The organism is Streptomyces sp. Ru73, assembly GCF_002920575.1.
GTDB lineage: Bacteria > Actinomycetota > Actinomycetes > Streptomycetales > Streptomycetaceae > Streptomyces.
Map to the genome: position 1 here is coordinate 42,535 of NZ_PQSQ01000009.1, position 22,933 is coordinate 65,467.

The following is a 22,933-nucleotide window of genomic DNA, read 5'->3' on the forward strand; positions in this document are numbered from 1 at the left end:
GGTAATCTCAGCACTGATTGACTAAGTTACTGCTTAGTAGTTGACCGTCACGTCCCCCACAGAGACCTCGTAGATTCCCGCTCACGCAGGCCCGAGGAGCCCCCATGCAACTCGCCGCGATCATCGTGTCGCTGGTCCTAATCGCGGTCGGCGTCGCACTGTTCGGCCGCGCGATCGTGCAGATCGTCCGCTACATGCGGCTCGGCCAGTCCGTACCCGCCGGTCTCCGGACCAACGACCCCACGCAGCGCACCTTCACGGTGGTCAAGGAGTTCCTCGGCCACACCCGGATGAACAAGTGGGGCATCGTCGGCGCGGCGCACTGGTTCGTCGCGGTGGGCTTCTTCTCGCTGCTGCTGACGATCGTCAACGCCATCGGCCAGCTCTTCAAGGCCGACTGGCTGCTGCCGGTCATCGGCGAGTGGGCGCCGTACAACGTCTTCGTCGAGTTCATCGGCACGATGACGGTCCTCGGCATCCTGACCCTGATCGTCATCCGGCAGCTGAACCGGCCGGGCGACGCGGGCCGCAAGTCCCGCTTCGCGGGCTCCAGCTTCGGCCAGGCGTACTTCGTCGAGGCCGTCATCCTCATCGTCGGCGTCTGCATCTTCATGCTGCACGCGCTGGAGGGCGCCCAGCACCACGTGGACGGCTACGAGGCCTCGTTCTTCATCTCGTACCCGGTGGTCTCCTGGCTGGAGGGCCTGGACGTCCCGACGCTCCAGAACCTCACCTACTTCTTCGCCGGACTGAAGATCGCGACCTCCTTCATCTGGATGATCACGGTCGCGCTCAAGACCGACATGGGCATCGCCTGGCACCGCTTCCTGGCCTTCCCCAACATCTTCTTCAAGCGCAACGCCACCGGTGAGCCGTCGCTCGGCGCGCTGCTGCCGATGACCTCCGAGGGCAAGGAGATCGACTTCGAGGACCCGGGCGAGGACGACCAGTTCGGCGTCTCCCAGGTCGAGCACTTCTCCTGGAAGGGCATCCTCGACTTCTCCACCTGCACCGAGTGCGGCCGCTGCCAGAGCCAGTGCCCGGCCTGGAACACCGGCAAGCCGCTCTCCCCGAAGCTCATGATCATGGCGCTGCGGGACCACGCGCACGCCAAGGCGCCCTACCTGCTGGCCGGCGGCGGCAAGACCATGGAGGGCGAGGAGAAGGCCTCCGAGGAGCAGCTGAAGGACGTGCCCGCGTCCGCGCTGGCCGAGGCCGAGCGCCCGCTGATCGGCACCCTCGAAGAGAACGGCGTCATCGACCCCGACGTCCTGTGGTCCTGCACCACCTGCGGCGCCTGCGTCGAGCAGTGCCCGGTCGACATCGAGCACATCGACCACATCGTCGACATGCGCCGCTACCAGGTCATGATCGAGTCCAGCTTCCCCAGCGAGGCCGGCACGATGCTGAAGAACCTGGAGAAGAAGGGCAACCCCTGGGGCCTGGCCAAGAAGCAGCGCCTCGCCTGGACCAAGGAGGTCGACTTCGAGGTCCCGGTCGTCGGCAAGGACGTCGAGGACCTCACCGAGGTCGACTACCTGTACTGGGTCGGCTGCGCCGGCGCCCTGGAGGACCGCGCCAAGAAGACCACCAAGGCCTTCGCCGAGCTGCTGCACATCGCGGGCGTCAACTTCGCGATCATGGGTGGCGACGAGAAGTGCACCGGTGACTCCCCGCGCCGCCTGGGCAACGAGTTCCTCTTCCAGCAGCTGGGCGCGGAGAACGTCGCCACGCTGAACGCGGCCTTCGGCGAGGACGACGAGGACGAGTCGACCAAGAAGCCGAAGTCCAAGAAGAAGATCGTCGCGACCTGCCCGCACTGCTTCAACACGATCGCGAACGAGTACCCGCAGCTGGGCGGCGAGTACGAGGTCATCCACCACACCCAGCTGCTGCAGCACCTCATCGACGAGGGCCGGCTCACCCCCGTCACCCCGGTCGAGGGTCTGATCACCTACCACGACCCCTGCTACCTGGGCCGCCACAACAAGGTCTACACGCCGCCGCGCGAGATCATCGCCAAGGTGCCGGGCCTGCGGAACGAGGAGATGCACCGCCACAAGGAACGCGGCTTCTGCTGCGGCGCCGGCGGCGCCCGGATGTGGATGGAAGAGCGCATCGGCAAGCGCATCAACAACGAGCGCGTGGACGAGGCGCTGTCCCTCAACCCGGACATCGTCTCCACCGCCTGCCCGTTCTGCCTGGTGATGCTGACCGACTCGGTCAACGGCAAGAAGAACGACGGCAAGGTCAGCGAGAACGTCCAGGTCGTCGACGTGGCCCAGCTGCTGCTGGACTCCGTGAAGACCCCGGCCGACCCGGCCGGCGAGGCCGAGCCCGCCGACGAGCCGGAGCCCGAGCCGGTCAAGTAAGCCCCGCCGCACGTTCCTCCGACGGCCGGTCCCGCACCCGCGGGGCCGGCCGTCGCCGTCTGTCGGGGCCGTTACCGCCCGCCCGCGCGCCGGTGTCCGGAACCGGATGAACGTACGGGCGCACGGCGTATGTCCGTGCGACGATGAGGCGCTGGGTACGGGTGGGGCGCTGGGGGGCGAAGTGCGGTACCGGGGAACACGAGCGGCACTGGCGGCGGGCGCCGCGCTCTGCTGCGCACTGCTGGCGGCGGGCTGCGGTCCGGCCCCGGCCGGTGCGGACGCGCGGCCGACGGCGGACGCCGCCCAGGGCCCGCCGCCCCGGCCCGTCCCGCACGGCAAGGGCAGCAGGACGGCGGACGACTTCAACGGCGACGGCCACCCCGATCTGGTACTGGACTCGCTGCTCAACCCCGACGACAGCCACGACGACGACCCGGGCATCGGCATCGTCTACGGCTCGGCCCACGGCCTCGACCCGGCCGCGCGCCGGCTCCTCACCCCGGCCCGGCACGCCGCCCCCACCAAGGGCGTCGTACCGGCCGTCTTCGACGCGGAGGCCGCCTGCGACCTGGACGGTGACGGCTTCACCGACCTCGTGGTCAGCACCGACCCGCCGTACGACGGCCGGGGCCGCCCGCCGGTCCCCGTGCAGATCCTGTTCGGCTCCCCCGCCGGGCTCACCGCGCGCGCCGTGAAGCTGCGCATCCCGGACCGGGCCCGCTTCGGCAACGAGTGGCCCGACCAGCCGGTGTGCGGCGACTTCGACGGCGACGGCGCGCAGGACCTGGTGGTCACCGCGTCCGGGCCGCGGGCGAGCTTCCTGCGCGGCCCGTTCACCCGGCAGGGCGCGCCCAGGGCGGCCGGCCCGCCGCTGGACGTCCCCGGAACGGTGCTCGCCGGGCTGCCGTCGCCCGTCGACGCGGACCGCGACGGCGCCGACGACCTGCTCGTACGGTCCGGTTCCGGGGGCCGGAGCGCGCGGAGCCGGCTGGCGCTGGGCGGCGCGCGGGGGCCGGCCACCGCGGGCGCCGCGCTGCCGGCGGGGTACGCGGCGGCGTTCGGCCGGTTCGACGGCGGCGGCTCGGTGGACGCGGTGGTCGCCGGGGACGGCCGGCTCGCCGTGCGGTACGGCATCGGGACGGCGGCCCCGCGCGGCGCGTCCGTACGGGTGGCAGGGCGCTCGGTGGCGGCGGGGGACGTGACCGGGGACGGCCGCACGGACCTGGTCGTATGGGGCGGTACGGCCCGCCCGGTGCTCCTCCCCGGCTCGGCCGGCGGCCTGCGCGCCGACCGCGCACAGCCCGTACCGAGGGCCCCCGGCATGCCGTCCGGCGCCCGCCCGGACGTGCTCCGGCTGGCCGACTTCGACCACGACGGCCGGGCCGACCTGGTGCTCCGCACCGTCTCGGGAGGCCGGGACGCGGTCACGGTGCACCGGGGCACGCCCTCGGGCTTCGCTGCGGAACCCACGGCCTCCTTCAGCACCGCGGCCTTCTCGGAGTGAGTGCCCGGCGCGCCCGTCGGGCGCGTGCGGCGTGCAACCCTCCCGCCCCCTCGGGGGTCTTGTGATCGCCAACTGCCGCCCAACTCCCGGCGAATGACCGGTGAAGCACGGCGGCGGACGGCCTTCATCCGGACGGGACGCGCCCCGCGTCCCGCATGCAGCAGGAGAACCAGCGTGCCCAAGCACCTTCGTACGGTCCTGGCCACCGCAGCCGCGGCGTCCCTGACCGGCGCTCTGCTCACCCTCTCCACCGGCCCGGCGGCCGCAGCGGGCAGCGGCCTGCAGGGCGACTTCAACGGCGACGGCTACCGTGACCTCGCCGTCGCGGCCCCCGCCGCCACCGTCGCCGGCCACAAGAACGCCGGCGCGGTCACCGTCCTGTACGGCTCGGCCACCGGGGTGTCCGCCGCCCGGCACGCCACCTTCACCCAGGACACCGCCGGGGTGCCGGGCGCCGCGGAGACCGGCGACAACTTCGGCCTGGCCACCTCGGCCGGCGACTTCAACGCCGACGGATACGCGGACCTCGCCGTCGCCGCCCCGTACGAGGACGTCTCGGGCGACACCGACGGCGGCACCGTACAGATCCTCTGGGGCTCCGCCTCCGGCATATCGCGCGCCGCCACGGTCCCGGACCCGGCCCCGACCAAGCACGACCGCTTCGGCAACGCGCTCGCCGCGGGCGACTTCGACGGGGACAAGAAGACCGACCTGGCCGTCGGCACCAGCTCCGCGACGCTCCGCGTCCTCAAGGGCGGCTTCAGCACGGCCGGCGTGCCCGCTGCCGAGTCGGCGGTCGCGCTGCCGGTCCTCGGCGGCTCCGGCACCGGCATCCTCCAGCTCACCGCGGGCGACGTCACCGCGGACGGCCGCACCGACCTGGTCGTCGACGGCTACCAGAACGCCGCGGACGACGGCGAGAACTACTACAACGCCAACTACTACGTGCCCGGCTCGGCCTCCGGCCTGTCCGGCTCCGCCGCGCGCAAGCTGCCGGCCGGCTTCATCACCGCCATCGGTGACACGGACGGCGACGGCTTCGGCGACCTGGTCACCGGCATGCACTGGGACGCGAACGTCGTTCCCGGCACCACCAAGGGCGGCAAGGTCAACGTGATCTACGGCTCGGCGAGCGGCCCCACCAGCCGGATGGACACCATCACCCAGGAGTCCGGCGCGGTCCCGGGCAACTCCGAGAACGGTGACAGCTTCGGCTACGAGGTCTCCCTCGGCGACATCGACGGCGACGGCCGCCAGGACCTGGCGATCGGCGCGGCCGGCGAGGACATCGACGGCGTCACGGACACCGGCTCGGTGACCGTGCTGCGCGGCTCCGCGTCCGGCATCGACACCGTCCACGGAGTCCAGTACTTCCACCAGGACATTCCGGGCGTGCCCGGCGCCTCCGAGGACAACGACCTCTTCGGCACCGAGGTCTTCCTCTCCGACACGAACGGCGACGGCAAGGCCGACCTGTCCGTGGGCGTGAGCTACGAGAACGACGGCAACGGCTCGGCCGTCTCCCTGCCGTCCGACGGCACCCGCATCGGCACCGCCGGCGCCCGCTCGGTGGCGCCGAGCGCGGTCGGCGTACCGACCACCGGCCGGCCCCAGCTCGGCGCGGTCATGGCGGGCTGACCCGGGCGCCTCGCCGCCCCCGCCGGGAATCCCCTAGGGGATGTCACAGGTCGGCAGCAATGCCCGGCCTGTCCCGGCTCTCCCGCGTGCGGACCGCCGGGACCAGGTACGTTCGAACCGTGGCTGGATTCAGGATGGGTCGCGGGCGGGACTCCCGTACCGCGCAGCAGGGGCAGCAGGGGCAGGCCCCGTACGGTCAGCAGGCTCCTTACGGGCAGCAGGCCCCGTACGGCCAGGCACCCCACGGTCAGCAGGCGCCGTACGGTGGCCAGGGCCCAGGGGGCCAGTGGCAGCAGTACGGCGCGCACGGGGGCGGGCAGCACGGCGAGCCGGAGTACTTCGGCGATCCGGGGCACGCCCCGCAGCAGTCGCCCTACGGCGGCGCGCCCCGCTCGGACGCGCCGGGCAGCACGCAGCAGTTCAGCCTGGGCGAGGCGCCCGACGCGTACGGCGATCAGTACGGCGGCCAGTACGGCGGGTCGTACGACAGCGGCCAGTACAGCGGCGGCAGCACCTACCAGGCCGGCCAGTCGGCCGCTCCGTCGGCCGGCCCGCGGCTGCACTGGAAGCAGCTGCTGAGCGGCATCGTGATGCGGCCCGACCAGACGTTCTGGCAGATGCGCGACTACGCGGTGTGGGCCCCGGCCCTCGTCGTGACGTTCGTCTACGGCCTGCTGGCCGTCTTCGGCTTCGACGCCGCCCGCGAGGACGTGCTGAACGCCACGCTGTCGCAGAGCATCCCGTGGGTGCTGATCACCGGCGTGATGTTCGTGGTCGGCGGGCTGATCCTGGGTGCCGTGACCCACACCCTCGCGCGGCAGCTCGGCGGCGACGGTGCCTGGCAGCCGACCGTCGGCCTGTCCATGCTGATCATGTCGATCACGGACGCGCCGCGGCTGCTCTTCGCGATGTTCCTGGGCGGCGACAGCACGCTCGTACAGGTCATCGGCTGGCTGACCTGGCTCGCGGCCGGCTATCTCTTCACCACGATGGTCCGCAGGTCGCACGACCTGCCCTGGTCCAAGGCGCTGGGCGCGTCCGCGATCCAGCTGGCCGCCCTGCTCGCTCTGGTGAAGCTGGGCACGCTGTAGCGACCGCCGCCTCCACCGGCGACACATCCTGAGACAGGGCCCCGTTCCGAGGGAACGGGGCCCTGTCGCGTACGGATCGGCGGTCGGGCCTCGGTCCGTGCCGCCGCTAGCCGTTCCCGACTGCCGTTCGCCGGGCGGTGTTTCACGTGAAACGCTGCGTAGCCGCCCCCTCACACTTCTGCAGCCGCAGCGCGTCCTTCGCCGTAGCCAGCGTGAGGCACAGCCCGGGGGCCGCCTCCGGACGGATGGTCTGCCCGTCCTTCACGAACCGCTGGTTGGCCGCGCCCGAGCAGTTCCACAGCACCAGCCCGGCCCCGGCCCGGTACTCCGCGCCCGGCACGTCCAGGCACCGGTCCTGCGTCAGCTCCACATGCACCGACCGCCGGCCGCTGTCGTACCACCAGCCCTGGTTCCGCTGCCCGTTGCAGTCCCAGCCGACGACCTTGGTGCCGTTGCGCGAGCTGCCGCCGGTCGCGTCCGCACAGCTCCCCGTGCCGGCGTTCTTCAGCGGCCGGTACGCGTCGTCCCAGGCCCCGGCGTACAGCTCCGGCTTCCCCGTGCTCGCCGGGTCCGCACAGGACGCCTCGCGCAGCCCCGAGGCATAGAGCTGGGTGAGGCAGGAGGCGAAGGCGGCGTGCCCGCGCGCGTTGGGGTGGAAGGACTGGCGTACGGAGTTGGCGTCGGGCGGGAAGGGGTGCGAGAGGTCCACGTACAGGCCGCGCGCCCAGGCGTCCTCCATGCACACCTCGTGCCCGTGGAAGAGACGCGAGGCGTCGAGATACAGCGCGCCCGACTCCCGGGCGACCCGGCGCATGCCCTTCTCGAAGGCGGGCACGGCGGCGTTGCGCCCCCAGGCGGAGTCGGAGGTGTACCCGGTGCAGCCGCCCGGCAGCTTGCCCGGGTACTGGGGGTTGTCCTCGATGTCCGGACCGATCGGGCTCGGGTAGCCCATCACCACGAGCTTGTAGTCGCCGTCCGCGTACCCGGCGTCCCGCATCACCGTCCGCAGGTCGCCGACGGTCCGCTCGACCTTGGGCACCAGCCCGTCGACCCGCGCCTGCCACCCCGGCGCGTACTTCGGCTCGCAGGCGCCCTGCAGCAGGAACCAGCGCTCGACGCAGTCGGTCATCACCGGCCCGAACTGCAGGTCGTCATTGGCCCCTGCCACCAGCACGATCATCTTCAGCCGGGTGTTCCTGGCCTTGATCGCCAGGCTGTCGCTCTGCACCAGCTCATCGGCGTACTGCTTCGCGCCGCCGATCACGATGTTGCCGGTGTACGCGCCCGAGCAGGCGACGTTGTACGTCACGTCAGCGGCGATGCCGGTCCGGTGGATGGCCGCGTCCGGCGAGCGGTGGCACCAGTTGTCCGGCCCGTCGGTGCCCGGCTCGTACGTCCCGACGCCCTCGCCCGAGATCTCGCTGTCGCCCAAGGAGATCAGCGAGGTCTTCCGCTGGTCCATGGGCCGTTCGGCCGGGTCACCGTAGAGCGCGGTGGCCTCCTGGGCCCGGATCTTCTCCAGCTCGGGCGGCAGCGGCTTGCCGTCCGCCGCGATCGCCGTCGCCCCGTACGACGGCTGGGCCGCCATGCTCGTCCCCGTACCGGCGACGGTCATGCCGCCGGTCAGCATCATCACGGCGGCGGCTGCGGTCACCAGCCGCCGCCCTCGTCTCGCACGCACCATTGGGCCTCCCCTCCGGTCTGCTGTTACCGCCGGTTTCTACTCGCAGGTAGAGACCGGCGGAACACCCGGAACAGGAATGGCCCGAATTCGCCCTGCGCCTCAACGGGCCGGCAGGGAAAGGGACTTCACGCGTCGAGGACCTGACCGTCGCGCCGCACGACCGGCGGCTCGACGCTCCACGGGAAGTTGATCCAGTCGTCCGTGCGCTGCCAGACGTACTCGCACTTCACCAGCGACTGCGACTTCTCGTAGATCACCGCGCTGCGCACCTCGGCGACGGTGCCCTGACAGAAGTCGTGCACCAGCTTCAGCGTCTTGCCGGTGTCGGCGACGTCGTCGGCGATCAGCACCTTCTTGTCGGAGAAGTCGATCACGTTCGGCACCGGCGCCAGCATGACGGGCATTTCCAGCGTCTCGCCCACGCCCGTGTAGAACTCCACGTTCACCAGGTGGATGTTCTTGCAGTCCAGCGCGTACGCCAGACCGCCGGCCACGAACACGCCACCGCGCGCGATGCTCAGCACGACATCGGGCTCGTACCCGTCGTCGGCGATGGTCTGCGCCAGCTCGCGGATGGCGACGCCGAAGCGCTCGTACGTCAGATTTTCCCGCACGTCACTCACGTATCTCTCTCAGCCCTCTAGCGATCCCGCCCGCGGCGCCGCTCCCCTGCGAGCGCGCCACCGGGCCACTGCGTTCCCCCGCCGCCGTACGGCCCTCGGACCTGCGCACGGCCCTCAGCCCGCGTACGGTCCTCAGACCCTGCCCACGGTCCTCAGACCTGCGTACGGTGGAAGTTCTTGTAGGACCGCGAGGGCGTCGGCCCGCGCTGCCCCTGATAGCGGGAGCCGTACCGCTCCGACCCGTACGGGAACTCGGCCGGGGAGGTCAGCCGGAACATGCACAGCTGCCCGATCTTCATGCCCGGCCACAGCTTCATCGGCAGCGTGGCGACGTTGCTCAGCTCCAGCGTGACGTGCCCGCTGAAACCGGGGTCGATGAACCCGGCCGTCGAGTGCGTCAGCAGCCCCAGCCGCCCCAGCGAGCTCTTGCCCTCGAGCCGGGACGCGATGTCGTTCGGCAGCGTGATGACCTCGTACGTCGACGCCAGCACGAACTCGCCCGGGTGCAGGATGAAGGCCTCGTCCCCCTCGGGCACGACCTCCCGCGTCAGGTCGAGCTGCTCGATGGAGGGGTCGATGTGCGGGTACCGGTGGTTCTCGAACACTCGGAAGTACCGATCGAGGCGCACATCAATACTCGACGGCTGGACCATCGACTCGTCGTAGGGATCGATACGCACCCGGCCCGCGTCGATCTCGGCCCGGATGTCCTTGTCTGAGAGAAGCACGCCACGAGGATACGCGTCCGGTACCCGGGCCTCCGCATCCCGCTTCCGCCTCGCTCCTCCGCAGGCTCCCCACCCGCCTCCACACCGCCCGGGACAACCGCGAGGGCCCGGCCCCCTTCCGGGAACCGGGCCCTCACCGTCCTGGTTAACGCTTCTCCAGCTGCACAGGGACCGCGTGGCGCAGCCGCGCACAGCGCGGGCACCGCAGCAGCCGACCGGGACCGAGCCGGTCGGTGGTCTGCATCGGGAACGAAGCGGTGCTGAACACGTGCCCCTCGGCACAACGGACGACGGTGCGCTCCATCAAGTCCCTCTCCCAAACGCATGGACAACAAAAGCCACATTAGGGGATGAACTGGGCGCACTCCCAGGCGGCATGCCGAACGCTGGAGGAGTCCCCACCGTACGCCTCAACTCCCGCACCCCGCACCCGCTTACCGCCCCCGGACACGACAAAGGCCTCACGGGCAAATGCACCGGAGGCCGGGGATGAGGTACAGTGTGCGACGATGCGACGCCCTGCAAGATCGGGCGGCTGCGCGGGTGTAGTTTAATGGTAGAACATGAGCTTCCCAAGCTCAGAGCGCGGGTTCGATTCCCGTCACCCGCTCCAGAGTTGAGGCCCAGGTCAGGAGACCTGGGCCTTTTTCGTTGCCTTGGGTGGTCGGTGGTGCGCGGCGGGGGCGTCTTGCGCGAGCGCGCAGTTTCGACCGTTGTGGTCACACTTTGGACTCAACCTGCACAGGAACTGCACAGTCTGTTTAACATCTCCTTCGATCTGCCATGTAGGGCGGTGTGGCCGTCGGGGTGGGGAGTGTCCCGGGGTGGGGCGCGGCGGTGGGGATGGGCAGCGGTGGCTGCGCATGATGAGTAGGGGGGGCTTGCATGTCTCTGCGTGGTGTGGGGTGGTCCAGAACCCGGGTTCGTGGGGGGCTGGTGGCCGGGTTCGCTGCGGTGGTGCTCGGCGTCTCGGGGTGCTCCGGTGGGGAGCAGGACAGTGCGGGGGCGGCCTCGCCCTCGGCTTCGGCCAGTGCATCCGTCAGCGCTTCGCCTTCTGTCTCGGCTTCGGCGTCCTCGTCGCCGTCTGCTTCCGCGACGCCTTCTGAGCCGGCCGTCGTCAAGGCCAAGGTGGGCAGTTACGCCGGCTGGAACCTCGAGAAGGCCGTGGCGGCGGCGCGCAGTCACCATGCCGGGTCGGTGTCGTACACGGACGCGAGCGAGCTGGGGCGCTCCGTGGTGCACACCTACAACTGGAAGGTGTGCTCGCAGACGCCGTCCGCCGGTGTGTACGACGAGGGCACGAAGGTCTCGTTCAAGATCGTCGGGGTCAATGAGTCGTGCGCCCGTCCCCCGCGCGCCTCGTCGGGCAGTGCGTCCGGCAGCACGACCGGCGGCAGCTCCAGCGGCGGCGGGTCGTCTTCCGCCGGCGGCTCGGGGTCCGGGTCGGGTGGTAGCTCGTCTTCGGGCGGTGGGTCCACCAAGACGCAGCTGTGCAGCATTCGGTCGAATGCCGGTAATTGCTATCGCGCGGGGCAGTTCTGCCGGAGTTCTGACGTGGGGGCCACCACCACGGATGCGGCCGGGCGGACGATCACGTGCAGCTATCAGTCGCGGGCGAATCGCTGGCATTACTGAGGGCCTGAGCGGGTCCCCTTCGGGGGAAACGAAGAGCCCCGGGCAGGACCGCCCGGGGCTCAGCCGACGGGCCGCCCCTCCCGCCCGATGGCGTCAGGAGAACTGGCGGGCCACCTGCGGCAGGGCCTTGCGGACCGTGGTGTTGTGGTCGGCGTCGCCGATGTCGGTCAGCGTCGGGGGCACGCCGTTGGCGGTCAACTGGCGGGCGCAGTGGAGGGCGTTGGCGTATGCGACGTCCTTGTCGCCGCGGGCGTGGTACAGCTGCACGGGGACGTCGGGGCGCCAGTCGCACGTGGTGTCCAGGGCGTTCAGGCGGTGGCGCAGTTCGCCCGTGGGGTGGCGCACCTTGTCCAGGAAGGCCGGGGTGAAGAGGTCCTTCGAGGCGGGTGGCAGCGCGGCCGCGATCTGCGACGAGGTGTGGTCGCCGTCGAAGAGTTCCTCCACCACCGTGTCGTACGGGGCCCGGAACGCCTCGCCGGGTGCGTCGTACAGGCCGTAAAGACGGTTCCAGGCGACCGTGAAGTAGGCGAGGTAGAGGGAGGAGCGGACGACCTCGTCGTTCGCGGCGGCCGCCTCGAAGGCGCTCAGGTCGAAGGGGCCGGCGATGGGCGCGAGGCCGCCGAGGCGGAAGTAGGGGTCCGCGTGCCGCTGGAGCGCCCGGCCGACCATCATCGTGGCGGGGCCGCCCTGGGAGAACCCGCTGACCTGTACGCGCCGGTCCAGGGTGCGGCCGTCCCTGCGCAGGACCGTGCGGGTCGCCCGCAGCGCGTCCAGCGCGGCGCCGACGGTCGCCCGCGGATCGCCGTACGGGTGGGTGCCGGGGCCCACGCCCAGTCCGAGGTAGTCGGGCGCCGACACGGCCTTGCCCGTGGCGGCGAACAGCAGCGCGGCCGCCCGGTCGGTGGAGTCCGCGTTCACCGAGGCCACGTCGCCCCGGTACACGGTGGTCCCGTGCAGCCAGGAGACGGCCTGGAGGTGCCGGCGGGCGGTGCGGGGTACGGCGACCAGCGCGCTGGCGGTGGTGGGCGTGCCCTTGGCGTCGAGGGTGCGGTGGACGACGCGGTACGCCCGTACGCCGTACCGGGCTTGGGCCGCGTCGATGCCCGACTTCGCCAGCCGGGTGGCGACCTCCGCCGCCGTCAGGTCGGCCACTTCGGTGACGGAGACGACGGAGCCGCGAGCAGTGGCGACGGAGCCGGGGGACGGAGCGCTGCGGGAGGTGGAGCCGGGGGTGGTCGGCCGCTGGTGGGCGGTGGGTACGGGTGCGGACGCGCGGGGGACGGTGGCGGCAGGGGGCGCGGTGGCGGCAGGGGGCGCGGTGGCTGCGGCGGCCGGTACGGAGGGTGCGAGGAGGGTCGCGGCGCATGCCGTGGCCAGGACGGCGGATGCGGCGAACCGCCGTCCGTGGGAGCGGGGCGAGGTGGACGTCATGGCTGTCACTCTGTCGCTCGCGCCCCGTGCGCCACATTGGGGCAAGTGCCCGAAGGCGTACGGGGGTTCGCCCCCGTGAGCGGCTTCAGGAAACGGTGGGCCGGCGGGTGAAGTCGGGGCGTTCCAGCAGCCAGGAGACGGCGAAGCCGGCGACCAGACCCCGGAAGGCCGCGCCGATGCTGCCTGCCCCCTCAGCGTCCCGCGCCCCGGGCCACGTCCCTGGCCCAGAGAACCAGCGGGGCCTGCAACGGCAGGCGGGCGAGGGCCGCGGCCTTCAGGGGCGCGGGGCGGTGCCGCCAGTCGACGGCCATCCGGACGTTCGCGGGGAAGACGCCGACGAAGAAGGCCGCGGTGGCCAGGGCCGCCACCCGCCGGGTGCGCGGGTGGGCGACACCGGCCGCCAGGGCCAGCTCGGCGACGCCGCTCACGTACGTCCAGCCGCGCGCGGAGCCGGGCAGCGCGCGTGGCACGGTCGCGTCGAACGGCTTCGGCGCGGCGAAGTGCAGCACCCCCGCGCCGGCCAGCAGGCCCGCGAGCAGCCGGGGCGACCGTCCGGTGCGGGCTGCGCGGGCTGCGGTGCGGTCGGCGGTGCGGGACATGGCGCCTCCTGAGCGGTGGGGTGCGGCCGGGCGACCGGCCGGGAAGCGCGACATTACTCCTGGGTAAGTTCTCCCGTCAGGGGCAGCGGACCGGCCGTGACCGGGCTCACCGCTCGTGGATGTGCTGGTCCCGGCCCGCCTGGTAGACCCGGGCCGAGCCGGAGGCGGTGGCGTGCTGGGTGATCACGGGCGCCGCCGGGGCCGCCTCCTCGGGCGCGACCTCGGCGAGCAGCGCGCGCAGGTCGTCGGCGACGTCCGGGCGCGCGGCGAGCAGCCGGCGGATGCGGCCCTGCCAGTCGCGGCGCAGCTCCTCCTCGGTCTCCTCGTCGGCCGAGTCGCGGGCCATCAGCAGGTCCTCGCGGGCGGCCTCCAGCTCGGCCGAGACGGCGTCGGCGCGGTCCGGACGGGCGCGCCGCCACAGCCCGACGACGCCGTCCCGGACGCTCTGCCAGGCGTCGGTGGCCATCAGGGTGACGAGTGTGGTGCCGGCGGTGCCCGCCAGCGTCGCGATCTCCGGATCCATCCGCGCTCCCCCTTCGCGTACCGCGGCCGGCCGCCGCGCGCTTCCTGCCCGCACGGTACGTGATGTACGCGCCCTCCGGCGCGCGTCCGCGGGCATTGCCTGTGCAGGCGTCCGCACGCATTCCCCGGTAAGGCCCACCGCGGGCATTCCCCGGTACGGCCCTCGGGGCGCATTCCCCGGTACGACCCTCCGCGAGCGTTCCTCGGTACGACCCTCCGGGCGCATTCCCCGGTACGGCCCACCGCGCGTATCCCCCGCCGCTCCCGCGGGCATTCCTCTTCCGGTCATGGGTACCGCGTATCCCGGCCGGTCCTGCGTTGCCGGGTGGCGTCCCGGCTCCCAGCATGGAAAGGGTCGGTTCGACGGGAAAGCCGGAGAAGGGTTGATTCATGCGGGACGCACCGGGGACCGGGACGGCGGCGGAGAGCGGCGAGCGGGCGGCCGGCACGCTGTCGGACGAGGACGTACGGGCGCTGGACGCCCACTGGCGCGCTGCGAACTACCTCGCGGCCGGCCAGATCTACCTGCTGGACAACCCGCTCCTGCGCGAGCCACTGGCACCCGAGCACATCAAGCCGCGGCTGCTCGGCCACTGGGGCACCTCGCCCGGCCTGAACCTCGTCTACACCCACCTCAACCGGGTGATCGTCGAGCGCGATCTGGACGCGATGTGCATCTGGGGCCCCGGGCACGGCGGGCCCGCCGTGGTCGCGGGCTCCTGGCTGGAGGGCAGCTACTCGGAGATCTATCCGGACGTCGGCCAGGACACGGCGGGCATGGCGCGGCTGTTCAAGCAGTTCTCGTTCCCGGGCGGGGTGCCGAGCCACGTCGCGCCCGAGACGCCCGGCTCGATCCACGAGGGCGGTGAGCTGGGGTACTCGCTGGCGCACGCGTACGGCGCCGCCTTCGACAACCCCGACCTGGTCGTGGCCTGCGTCGTCGGTGACGGCGAGGCGGAGACCGGTCCGCTGGCGACGTCCTGGCACTCGAACAAGTTCGTGGACCCGCAGCACGACGGGGCCGTACTGCCGATCCTGCACCTGAACGGCTACAAGATCGCCAACCCGACGGTGCTCGCCCGGCTCCCCGAGGAGGAGCTGGACGCGCTGCTGCGCGGGTACGGCCACGACCCCGTGTACGTCACGGGCGACGACCCGGAGACCGTGCACCGCGCGCTGGCCGCCGCGATGGACCGCTCGCTGGACCGCATCGCCGCCATCCAGCGCGCCGCCCGGGACGGTTCCGCCGCCGAGCCGCCCGCGCGGCAGCCCTGGCCCATGATCGTGCTGCGTACGCCGAAGGGCTGGACCGGACCGCGCGAGGTCGACGGCAAGCCCGTAGAGGGCACCTGGCGCGCCCACCAGGTGCCGCTGGCCGCCACCCGCGAGAACCCCGACCACCTGCGCGAGCTGGAGCGCTGGCTGCGTTCCTACCGTCCCGAGGAACTCTTCGACGAGCGGGGCGGGCCGCGCGAGGAGGTGCTGCGCTGGGTGCCGGCGGGCGACCGCAGGCTCGGCGCCAACCCGCACGCCAACGGCGGGCGGCTGACCCGTTCGCTGCCCATGCCGCCGCTGACCGAGTACGCGGTACCGGTGAAGCGCCCCGGCACCGAGCTGCGCGAGCCGACCAAGGTGCTCGGGAAGCTGCTGGAGCGGGTCATGGCCGACACGGCGGAGAGCCGCAACTTCCGCCTGGTGGGACCGGACGAGACCGCCTCGAACCGGCTGCAGGCGGTGTACCGGGCCTCCGGCAAGAACTGGCAGGACCGGCTGCTGGACACCGACGAGGACCTGGACCGGCACGGCCGGGTGCTGGAGATCCTCTCCGAGCACACCTGCCAGGGCTGGCTGGAGGGCTATCTGCTCACCGGCCGGCACGGCCTGTTCTCGTGCTACGAGGCCTTCGTGCACATCGTCGACTCGATGGTGAACCAGCACATCAAGTGGCTGAAGGTGACCCGCGACCTGAACTGGCGGCGGCCCATCCCGTCGCTCAACTACCTGCTCAGCTCGCACGTCTGGCGCCAGGACCACAACGGCTTCTCGCACCAGGACCCGGGCTTCGTCGACCACGTGCTCAACAAGTACCCGCCGGCCGTGCGGGTCTACCTGCCGCCGGACACCAACACCCTGCTCTCGGTGGCCGACCACGCACTGCGCAGCCGGGACTACGTCAACGTCATCGTGGCGGGCAAGCAGCCCACCTTCGACTGGCTGGACATGGACCAGGCGATCGCGCACTGCGCGCGGGGCGCCGGCGTGTGGGAGTGGGCGGGCACCGAGCGCGGCGGCGCGTCCCCGGACGTGGTGCTGGCGTGCGCGGGCGACGTGCCGACCCAGGAGGTGCTGGCGGCGGCCGCGCTGCTCCGCGAGCACCTGCCCGAGCTGGCCGTGCGCGTCGTCAACGTCGTCGACATCGCGCGGCTGCTGCCGAGCGGGGAGCATCCGCACGGGATGACGGACGCCGAGTACGACGCGCTGTTCACCCCCGACCGGCCGGTGATCTTCGCGTACCACGGGTACCCCTGGCTGATCCACCGGCTCGCCTACCGCCGTACCGGCCACGCGAACCTGCACGTGCGCGGCTACAAGGAGCAGGGCACCACGACCACTCCCTTCGACATGGTGGTCCTGAACGACCTGGACCGGTTCCGGCTGGTCATGGACGTCATCGACCGGGTGCCGGGGCTCGCGCTGCGGGCCACGGCGCTCCGCCAGCAGATGCAGGACGCGCGCCTCCGGCACCACGCCTACATCCGGCAGCGGGGCACGGACCTCCCGGAGATCGCGGACTGGAAGTGGCCGTACGAGTGAGCGTCAGAAGGTGACGCGGTCGCCCGTCGTCGCGGCGTGCTCGATTCCGGCGAGCAGCCGCTGGCGGCGGGCGGCGTGCGCGAAGTCCGGTACGTGCGCGGTGCTTTCGGTGAGGTCGGCGAGGACCGCGGCGTACTGGGCACCGACGTTGTACGGGGTGCGGTCCGCCACGTCGGCGAGCGACGGGACGTCGTAGTACCGGCTCGGGACGGGCAGTTCGGCGAGGCCGGCATCGGTGCCGCGGCCGCCGCGCACGGTGAGCACGGCCTGCTGGAGGTGGCCCGAGTCGCCGGTGACGACCAGGTCGCCGTGGCTCCCGTTGATCTCCCAGTGGAAGTCCGTGCCGCGCGACAGCCCGCCGCGGAAGTGCACGGACGCCACGGCGCCCGAGGTGAGCAGGCCACTCACCGCGACCTGGTCCTCGGCCGTCATCGGCGTGGCCCGCCCCGTGCCCTCCTCGTGCACGGTCCCGCGGCGGGTCGCGGTCACCGCGGACAGCTCGGTGAACTCGCCCAGCACCATGGAGAACGCGTCGATGGTGTGCCCGAAGGGGATGGTCAGCATGGTCGCACCGTTCGCCCGGTCGAGCAGGTAAGCCCCGCCCGGCCGGAACTCCGGCCCCCAGCCCCGGCCCGAGGCGACCAGGCTGGTGGACAGCACCTCGCCCACGTACCCGTCGGCGATCAGGTCACGGAGGTACCGGACCGCGGGCGAGCAGCGGGCCTGGAGGCCGGTGAAGGTCCGTACGCCCGCAGCCGCCGCGGCCGCCGCCAGCTCCTCGGCCTCCGCCGCGCCGTTGCCCAGCGGCCATTCGGACAGCACGGCCTTGCCCGCCCCGATGGCGGCGAGTACGGCCTCCCGGTGCAGCGGCACCTTCACGCTGACCACGACGAGGTCGACCTCGTCGCCGGCGGCCAGTTCGGCGGCGCTCCCGTAGGCGAACGGGACGTCGTACTTCTCGCCGGCGGCACGGGCGGAAGCGGCGCTGCTCGCCGACAGGGCGCGTACCTCGAAGCCGGGCAGCCGGCGGAGCGCGGGCAGGTGGGATTGGGCGGCCCAGCCGCCGCGCGCGGAGAGGCCGATGATGCCGACACGGACCGGTGCGGTGGGGTGTGTCATGGCCGGTGCGGTCGTCAGGGTCGGTTCGGTGGGGTGCGTCATGGCCCGGACGCTAGGCGCAGGGGCCTGATAACCCGCAAGGGACCTTGCTACCTTTTGGGAACCATGACTGATCAGCGGGGGCGTGACGCCCGTACGGACCCGGCTTCGCGGCACGACATCTACGCCCTGCTCTGCCCCGGGCGGGCCGTCTTCGAGCTGCTGGCCAACAAGTGGACGGGGCTGGCGATCACCGCGCTGGAGGACGGCCCGCGCCGCTTCGGCGAGCTGCGCCGCAAGCTGGAGGGCGTGAGCCCGAAGGTGCTCACCCAGACGCTGCGCCGGCTGGAGGACCACGGCCTGGTCAGCCGCACCGTCTTCGCTGAGGTCCCGCCCCGCGTCGAGTACGAGCTCACCGAGCTGGGCCGGGGTGCGCTGGAGCCGCTGGCCCACCTGCGGCGCTGGGTGCGCGCCCACACCGGCAGCTTCACCGTGGAGCCGCCGGCGGGCGCGTGACCGGCGGGACAGGCGCCGGCCGCACGGCGGGCGGCGCGGGCACCGGACCGCAGTACTCCGGTGCCCGCCGCCACCCGTCCTTCGGGGATGCCCGGCGAGGGCTGCCGGGCCCGCCGGGCATCCCCGGGTCTCAGGCCGCCTGAACGGTCAGGTCCCAGGCGGGGAAGGGGTCGTCGTACGCCGCCCACGCCGCCGGTCCGTCGGCCAGTTCGCCGGCGGTGAGCAGGGCGCCGGACAGGGCCTCGCGCAGCGCCTCGGCCCGCAGGCCCGTGCCGATGAACACCAGCTCCTGGCCCTGCACGGACAGGCCGCCGGGGCCACCGTGCTCATGGCCGTGCTCGGCCCCGTCGTGGTCGGGCCGGTCGTGCCCGTGCCCGTCGCGCTCGTGCCCCTCGTGCTCGTGGACGCCGTTCGGTTCGAAGCGGGCCACGGCGCCGGCCTGGGACCACAGCCCTGTGACGTCGGGCCGGGTGGCGAGCGTGAAGAAGCCCTTGGAGCGCAGGACTTCGCCGTACGCACCGGCGTCGAGCGGGCCGGTCACCAGGTCCCACAGGCGGCCCGGGTGGAACGGGCGCGGGTCGCGCAGGACCACGGAGGAAATGCCGTACTCCTCCGTCTCCGGCACGTGGTCACCGTTGAGCTCGGCCACCCAGCCGGGCGCCTGCTCGGCCCTGGCCAGGCCGAACAGGCCGGTGCCGAGGATCTCGGCGACCGGGACCACGCCCCGTACCGTGCGCAGCACACGCGCCTTGGGGTTGAGCCGCCGCAGCGTGGCCACCAGCCGGTCGGCCGCCCCCGCTGAGACCAGGTCGGTCTTGTTCAGCAGGATCACGTCCGCGAACTCGACCTGGTCGACGAGGAGATCGCTGACGGTCCGCTCGTCGTCCTCGTACGGCGCGAGGCCGCGGTCCACGAGGTCGTCGCCGCGGCCCAGTTCGGCGGCGAAGTTCACTGCGTCCACGACGGTGACCATGGTGTCCAGCCGGGCCAGGTCGGCGAGCGAGGCGCCGTCCTCCCCGGTGAAGGCGAAGGTGGCCGCGACCGGCATGGGTTCGGAGATGCCGCTGGACTCGATCAGCAGGTAGTCGAAGCGGCCGGCGCGGGCCAGCCGCGCGACCTCGTCCAGCAGGTCGTCGCGGAGCGTGCAGCAGATGCAGCCGTTGGTCAGCTCCACCAGGCGCTCCTCCGTACGGGAGAGCGCGCCGCCGTCCCGTACCAGCGCGGCGTCGATGTTGATCTCGCTCATGTCGTTGACGATCACCGCGACGCGCAGGCCCGCGCGGTTGGCGAGGACGTGGTGGAGGAGCGTGGTCTTGCCGGCGCCGAGGAAACCGGAGAGCACGGTGACCGGCAGCCGGCCGTCGGACGGCGTGGGGTTCATGCCCAGGACGGTAGCACTTGATAATCATGTTCAACAAGGGGGTGGCGAGAGGGCCGCGGGAAGGGCGGAGAACTACGCAGATGCGGTGGAAGAACGCAGGGGCGAACAGCGCTCCTGCGGATGCGGACAGGTATGCAAAAGTTCCTCCGTACGCGGAAGTTGCTTGCCGGTAGCGAGCGGATAGGGTGCAGTCGATCTTCGCTTTCTCCTGCGCCCGCAGGGCCTGTTGGCGATGCCGCAACCGCCCGAGGACCCGTTTGATGTCAGCTCAGACACCCACCCGTCCGCAGCCGGCGCGCGCACCCCTGGTGACGGCGCTGTACGTGTTCCTCGCCGCCCTCGTCGTCACCGGCGGCCTCGCGCTGGGCGCCGTCCTCGCCGGTCCCGCGGCCCTGCGCACCGCGCTGGCCTGGGGCTGCGGAGCGGTCGCCGTGGTGGTCAGCGTGCTGCTGGCGGTCACGGTGCACGCGGTCCGCACGGCCGCCGCGCACCGCGCCCGGCTCGCGGACACCGAGGCGGCGGCGGATCTGCTCGCGGCCGACACGCTGCCCGCCGTGGTGGCCCGGCTGCGCGACGGCGCCTCGGTCGACACCGCGCTCGGCCGTACCGCGCTGCCGGCGTCCCCGGCCCACCGCCGCATCGTGGAGTACCTGGCCGCCGAGGTCGGCCGGAGCGAGCGGATGCGCGCCGCCGCGATGTCCGCCTGCGCCAGCGCGGCGGGCCGGGTCCAGGCGCTGGCCACCAGCATGCTCGCCGACCTGCGCGAGATGGAGCACCGGCACGGCGAGGAGGTCCTGGGCGACCTGCTCAAGCTGGACCACAGCACCGCGCAGGCGGGCCGGCTGGCCGACAGCATCGCCGTACTGACCGGCGCCCGCTCCGGCCGCCGCTGGAACAAGCCGATCGCCATGGAGAGCATCCTGCGCGGCGCGATGGGCCGGATCAGCGCCTACCGCCGCATCCGGCTGCACAGCAGCAGCACAGCGGCGGTCGCCGGGCACGCGGCCGAGGGCGTGATGCACGCACTCGCCGAGATCATGGACAACGCCACCTCCTTCTCGCCGCCCACCTCGACGGTGCACGTGTACGTCGAGGAGGCGCAGGCCGGCGTCGTCGTCAGCGTCGAGGACAGCGGCCTGGTGATGACCGAGACCGCGCTGCGCCGCGCCGAGGCGGCGGTCTCCGCGAAGACCCTGGACCTGATGTCGCTGTCCGGCACCCGGCTCGGCCTCGCCGTCGTCGGCTGTCTGGCCGGCAAGCACGGCCTGACCGTCTCCTTCCGTCCGTCGGCCCGCGGCGGCACCAGCGTCGTCGTGCTGATCCCGCAGCAGCTGATCACCCAGCAGCCGCCGCGCCGCCCGGGGGACGGCAGGACCGAGGGCCACGAGGCGCCCGCCGCGCCCCTGCGCGCCGCACACAACCTGCAGGACCGCGAGATGCACGAGCGCGACACGGCAGGACCCGCCACCGCGCGCGAGCGCACCACCGCCGGCGCCGGCAGCGCCGCGCTGCGGACCACCGACGACCGCCCCACCGTCCCCGACCGGGACGCGGGCACCGCACGCGACGGGGGCGCGGAGCGGGGCCCGGACGACGCGCACGGCCGGCGCACGCCCCAGGACATGGGCGCACCGGACGTGCCAGGACCGCGCGGCGCCGGCCCGGCGCCCGCGACGGAGTACGGACCGAGCGGGCTGCCCAAGCGGCGGCGCGGGCAGACCCTGGCCGGCGCTCCGATTCCGCAGAACCCGCCGGCCGCCGGCCGCACCCGCAGCCGCTCCCACGAGGAGTCGGCGGCGCGCCTGCGCTCCTTCCGCCGGGCCGTGCAGGGCGAGGCCCCGCCCGCTCGGCCCACCACTCCCGAAGCAGCCCCGAAGGACGATCCCCGATGAACACCACCGACAACCGCCTGGACTGGATGCTGGAGAACCTCCTGCAGAAGACGCCGGGCACCCGGCACGCCCTGGTGCTGTCCCGCGACGGCCTCAAGCTCTGCCACTCCAAGGATCTGAGCATCGACCAGGCCGACCAGCTGGCCGCCATCGCCTCGGGCATCCAGTCGCTGTCGCACGGCGCCTCCGTGGAGTTCGGCGACGGCAGCGGCGGGGTGCGGCAGGCCATGACCGAGTTCCACGGCGGCATCCTGTTCATCGTCGAGGCGGGCCACGGCGCGCATCTGGCCGTGGTCGCGGGCGAGGACGCCGACGTCGGCGTGATCGGCTTCAACATGAACGAACTGGTCGAGCAGATCGGCGAGTACCTCAGCGCGGCGCCCCGCGAGGACGGCGGGGCCGCGCTGCCCGGCCGGCCGGCATGAGCCCGCTGGGGCCGGACGAGGACCCGGACCGCCTGTACACGGTCACCGGTGGCCGCAGCCGGGCCACCGGGGCCGCCTTCGACCTGGTCACGCTGATCGTGACCGAGTGCGAGCCGGCCCCCGGCATGCAGTCCGAGCACGTCCGCATCCTGGAGCTGGCCCGGCGCCCGACGGCCGTGGTCGAACTGGCTGCTGAACTGCGGCTGCCGGTGAGCGTCGTACGGATCCTGCTGACCGACCTGCTCGACACGGGCCGGATCACCGCCCGTCATCCGCGCACGGCCGCCCGCGCCGAGCTGCCCGAACCCGACCTGCTGAAGGAGGTGCTCGATGCACTCCAGCGCTTGTGACGAGACGGCCGGGGCCGAACCGGCCGAGAGGGTACGGGCCCCGCTGCACCAGTCCGCCGACAACGGCCTGAAGATCGTGATCGTCGGCGGCTTCGGCGTCGGCAAGACCACCATGGTCCGCTCGGTCAGCGAGATCCGTCCCCTCAGCACCGAGGAGACGATGACCCAGGCCGGCGTCGGCGTGGACGACCCGGCCGGCGTCGAGGCCAAGTCCACGACCACCGTCGCCTTCGACTTCGGCCGCATCACGATCAGCGACCGCAACGTCCTGTACCTCTTCGGCGCCCCCGGCCAGGAGCGCTTCTGGTTCCTGTGGGACCGGCTCTTCTCCGGGACGCTGGGCGCCGTGGTGCTGGTCGACACCCGGCGGCTGCACGACTCCTGGTACGCGATAGACCGGCTGGAGGCGCACGGGATGCCGTTCGTCGTCGCGCACAACGACTTCGGCGGCGAGCGGCACACCCTGGAGCAGATACGGGACGCGCTGGACCTCCCGCCCCACGTGCCGCTGCTCTCCTGCGACGCCCGCGACCGGGAGTCCAGCAAGCAGGTGCTGATCTCCCTCGTCCGCCATCTGTACGCGCTCGCCGCCCAGGAAGCCACCGCATGACCCGAGTTCAGGAGGGTGCA

General features: G+C 72.5%; 20 protein-coding genes and 1 tRNA gene. 12 read left to right on the forward strand and 9 right to left on the reverse strand.

All coding sequences use genetic code 11. The features are described from left to right. Positions 1-104 precede the first annotated feature (104 nt). The 4 genes from C3486_RS06315 to C3486_RS06330 all read left to right on the forward strand — a co-directional run bounded on the left by C3486_RS06315 (position 105) and on the right by C3486_RS06330 (position 6,605). Positions 105-2,372, forward strand: coding sequence for a (Fe-S)-binding protein (locus tag C3486_RS06315; RefSeq protein ID WP_103831587.1), 2,268 nt, complete (start codon positions 105-107; stop codon positions 2,370-2,372). A gap of 181 nt (positions 2,373-2,553) precedes the next feature. Further along, the gene (locus C3486_RS06320) at positions 2,554-3,876 is read left to right on the forward strand and encodes a VCBS repeat-containing protein (protein ID WP_258052631.1); all 1,323 of its coding nucleotides are present in this window, start codon (positions 2,554-2,556) and stop codon (positions 3,874-3,876) included. A gap of 174 nt (positions 3,877-4,050) precedes the next feature. Continuing rightward, positions 4,051-5,514: an FG-GAP-like repeat-containing protein gene (locus C3486_RS06325; RefSeq protein WP_103831588.1), complete on the forward strand. Its 1,464-nt coding sequence runs from the start codon at positions 4,051-4,053 to the stop codon at positions 5,512-5,514. A 134-nt stretch (positions 5,515-5,648) separates the two neighbouring features. Beyond that, positions 5,649-6,605 carry a Yip1 family protein gene (locus C3486_RS06330; RefSeq protein WP_103831589.1) on the forward strand — a complete coding sequence of 319 codons (957 nt, stop codon included), beginning with the start codon at positions 5,649-5,651 and terminating at the stop codon, positions 6,603-6,605. A gap of 142 nt (positions 6,606-6,747) precedes the next feature. Here C3486_RS06330 and C3486_RS06335 read toward each other — a convergent pair whose 3' ends face one another. The 3 genes from C3486_RS06335 to dcd form a co-directional block, all read right to left on the reverse strand. Beyond that, complete coding sequence (locus C3486_RS06335) at positions 6,748-8,289, reverse strand: ricin-type beta-trefoil lectin domain protein (protein ID WP_103831590.1); 1,542 nt, start codon at positions 8,287-8,289, stop codon at positions 6,748-6,750. Between the two features lie 125 nt (positions 8,290-8,414). Beyond that, on the reverse strand, positions 8,415-8,912 hold the full coding sequence (locus C3486_RS06340) for a phosphoribosyltransferase (RefSeq protein ID WP_103831591.1): 498 nt from the start codon (positions 8,910-8,912) through the stop codon (positions 8,415-8,417). 152 nt (positions 8,913-9,064) lie between these two features. After that, positions 9,065-9,640: a dCTP deaminase gene (gene dcd / locus C3486_RS06345; protein WP_103831592.1), complete on the reverse strand. Its 576-nt coding sequence runs from the start codon at positions 9,638-9,640 to the stop codon at positions 9,065-9,067. Between the two features lie 539 nt (positions 9,641-10,179). Here dcd and C3486_RS06350 point away from each other — a divergent pair. Together C3486_RS06350 and C3486_RS37915 are read left to right on the forward strand one after the other, a co-directional pair. Next, positions 10,180-10,253, forward strand: a tRNA-Gly gene (locus C3486_RS06350). A gap of 361 nt (positions 10,254-10,614) precedes the next feature. Next, positions 10,615-10,746, forward strand: a complete 132-nt coding sequence (locus C3486_RS37915; RefSeq protein ID WP_258052632.1) for a hypothetical protein — start codon at positions 10,615-10,617, stop codon at positions 10,744-10,746. A 138-nt stretch (positions 10,747-10,884) separates the two neighbouring features. Here the strand turns inward: C3486_RS37915 and C3486_RS37165 are convergent, their stop codons facing one another. The 4 genes from C3486_RS37165 to C3486_RS06370 form a co-directional block, all read right to left on the reverse strand. Beyond that, entirely contained in the window at positions 10,885-11,121 is a 237-nt protein-coding gene (locus tag C3486_RS37165; RefSeq protein ID WP_181138461.1) for a hypothetical protein, read from the reverse strand. Between the two features lie 247 nt (positions 11,122-11,368). Further along, positions 11,369-12,706, reverse strand: coding sequence for a lipase family protein (locus tag C3486_RS06360; protein WP_107501212.1), 1,338 nt, complete (start codon positions 12,704-12,706; stop codon positions 11,369-11,371). Positions 12,707-12,897: 191 nt separating this feature from the next. Continuing rightward, the gene (locus C3486_RS06365; RefSeq protein WP_103831593.1) at positions 12,898-13,305 is read right to left on the reverse strand and encodes a hypothetical protein; all 408 of its coding nucleotides are present in this window, start codon (positions 13,303-13,305) and stop codon (positions 12,898-12,900) included. 106 nt (positions 13,306-13,411) lie between these two features. Beyond that, positions 13,412-13,828 (reverse strand): hypothetical protein, encoded by a 417-nt coding sequence (locus C3486_RS06370; RefSeq protein WP_103831594.1) that lies wholly within the window; start codon positions 13,826-13,828, stop codon positions 13,412-13,414. Between the two features lie 389 nt (positions 13,829-14,217). Here C3486_RS06370 and C3486_RS06375 point away from each other — a divergent pair, with 389 nt between their 5' ends. Then, the gene (locus tag C3486_RS06375) at positions 14,218-16,641 is read left to right on the forward strand and encodes a phosphoketolase (protein ID WP_103831595.1); all 2,424 of its coding nucleotides are present in this window, start codon (positions 14,218-14,220) and stop codon (positions 16,639-16,641) included. 3 nt (positions 16,642-16,644) lie between these two features. Here the strand turns inward: C3486_RS06375 and C3486_RS06380 are convergent, their stop codons facing one another. Continuing rightward, on the reverse strand, positions 16,645-17,802 hold the full coding sequence (locus C3486_RS06380; RefSeq protein WP_258052633.1) for a Gfo/Idh/MocA family protein: 1,158 nt from the start codon (positions 17,800-17,802) through the stop codon (positions 16,645-16,647). Positions 17,803-17,865: 63 nt separating this feature from the next. On the opposite strand from C3486_RS06380, the gene C3486_RS06385 reads away from it, so the two are divergent. Next, positions 17,866-18,255 carry a helix-turn-helix domain-containing protein gene (locus tag C3486_RS06385; protein WP_103831596.1) on the forward strand — a complete coding sequence of 130 codons (390 nt, stop codon included), beginning with the start codon at positions 17,866-17,868 and terminating at the stop codon, positions 18,253-18,255. Between the two features lie 130 nt (positions 18,256-18,385). On the opposite strand, the gene C3486_RS06390 is transcribed toward C3486_RS06385, so the two are convergent. Next, the gene (locus tag C3486_RS06390; protein ID WP_103831597.1) at positions 18,386-19,636 is read right to left on the reverse strand and encodes a GTP-binding protein; all 1,251 of its coding nucleotides are present in this window, start codon (positions 19,634-19,636) and stop codon (positions 18,386-18,388) included. Between the two features lie 260 nt (positions 19,637-19,896). Between C3486_RS06390 and C3486_RS06395 the strand changes: the two genes are divergently transcribed. From C3486_RS06395 to C3486_RS06410, 4 genes are read left to right on the forward strand one after another with little or no spacing between them, the layout of a single operon-like run. Then, complete coding sequence (locus C3486_RS06395) at positions 19,897-21,528, forward strand: ATP-binding protein (RefSeq protein ID WP_103831598.1); 1,632 nt, start codon at positions 19,897-19,899, stop codon at positions 21,526-21,528. Further along, entirely contained in the window at positions 21,525-21,953 is a 429-nt protein-coding gene (locus tag C3486_RS06400) for a roadblock/LC7 domain-containing protein (protein ID WP_103831599.1), read from the forward strand. Before C3486_RS06395 ends, C3486_RS06400 begins: the two co-directional genes overlap by 4 nt. After that, positions 21,950-22,303: a DUF742 domain-containing protein gene (locus C3486_RS06405; RefSeq protein ID WP_103831600.1), complete on the forward strand. Its 354-nt coding sequence runs from the start codon at positions 21,950-21,952 to the stop codon at positions 22,301-22,303. Before C3486_RS06400 ends, C3486_RS06405 begins: the two co-directional genes overlap by 4 nt. After that, complete coding sequence (locus tag C3486_RS06410) at positions 22,284-22,913, forward strand: ATP/GTP-binding protein (RefSeq protein ID WP_103831601.1); 630 nt, start codon at positions 22,284-22,286, stop codon at positions 22,911-22,913. Before C3486_RS06405 ends, C3486_RS06410 begins: the two co-directional genes overlap by 20 nt. Positions 22,914-22,933 lie beyond the last annotated feature (20 nt).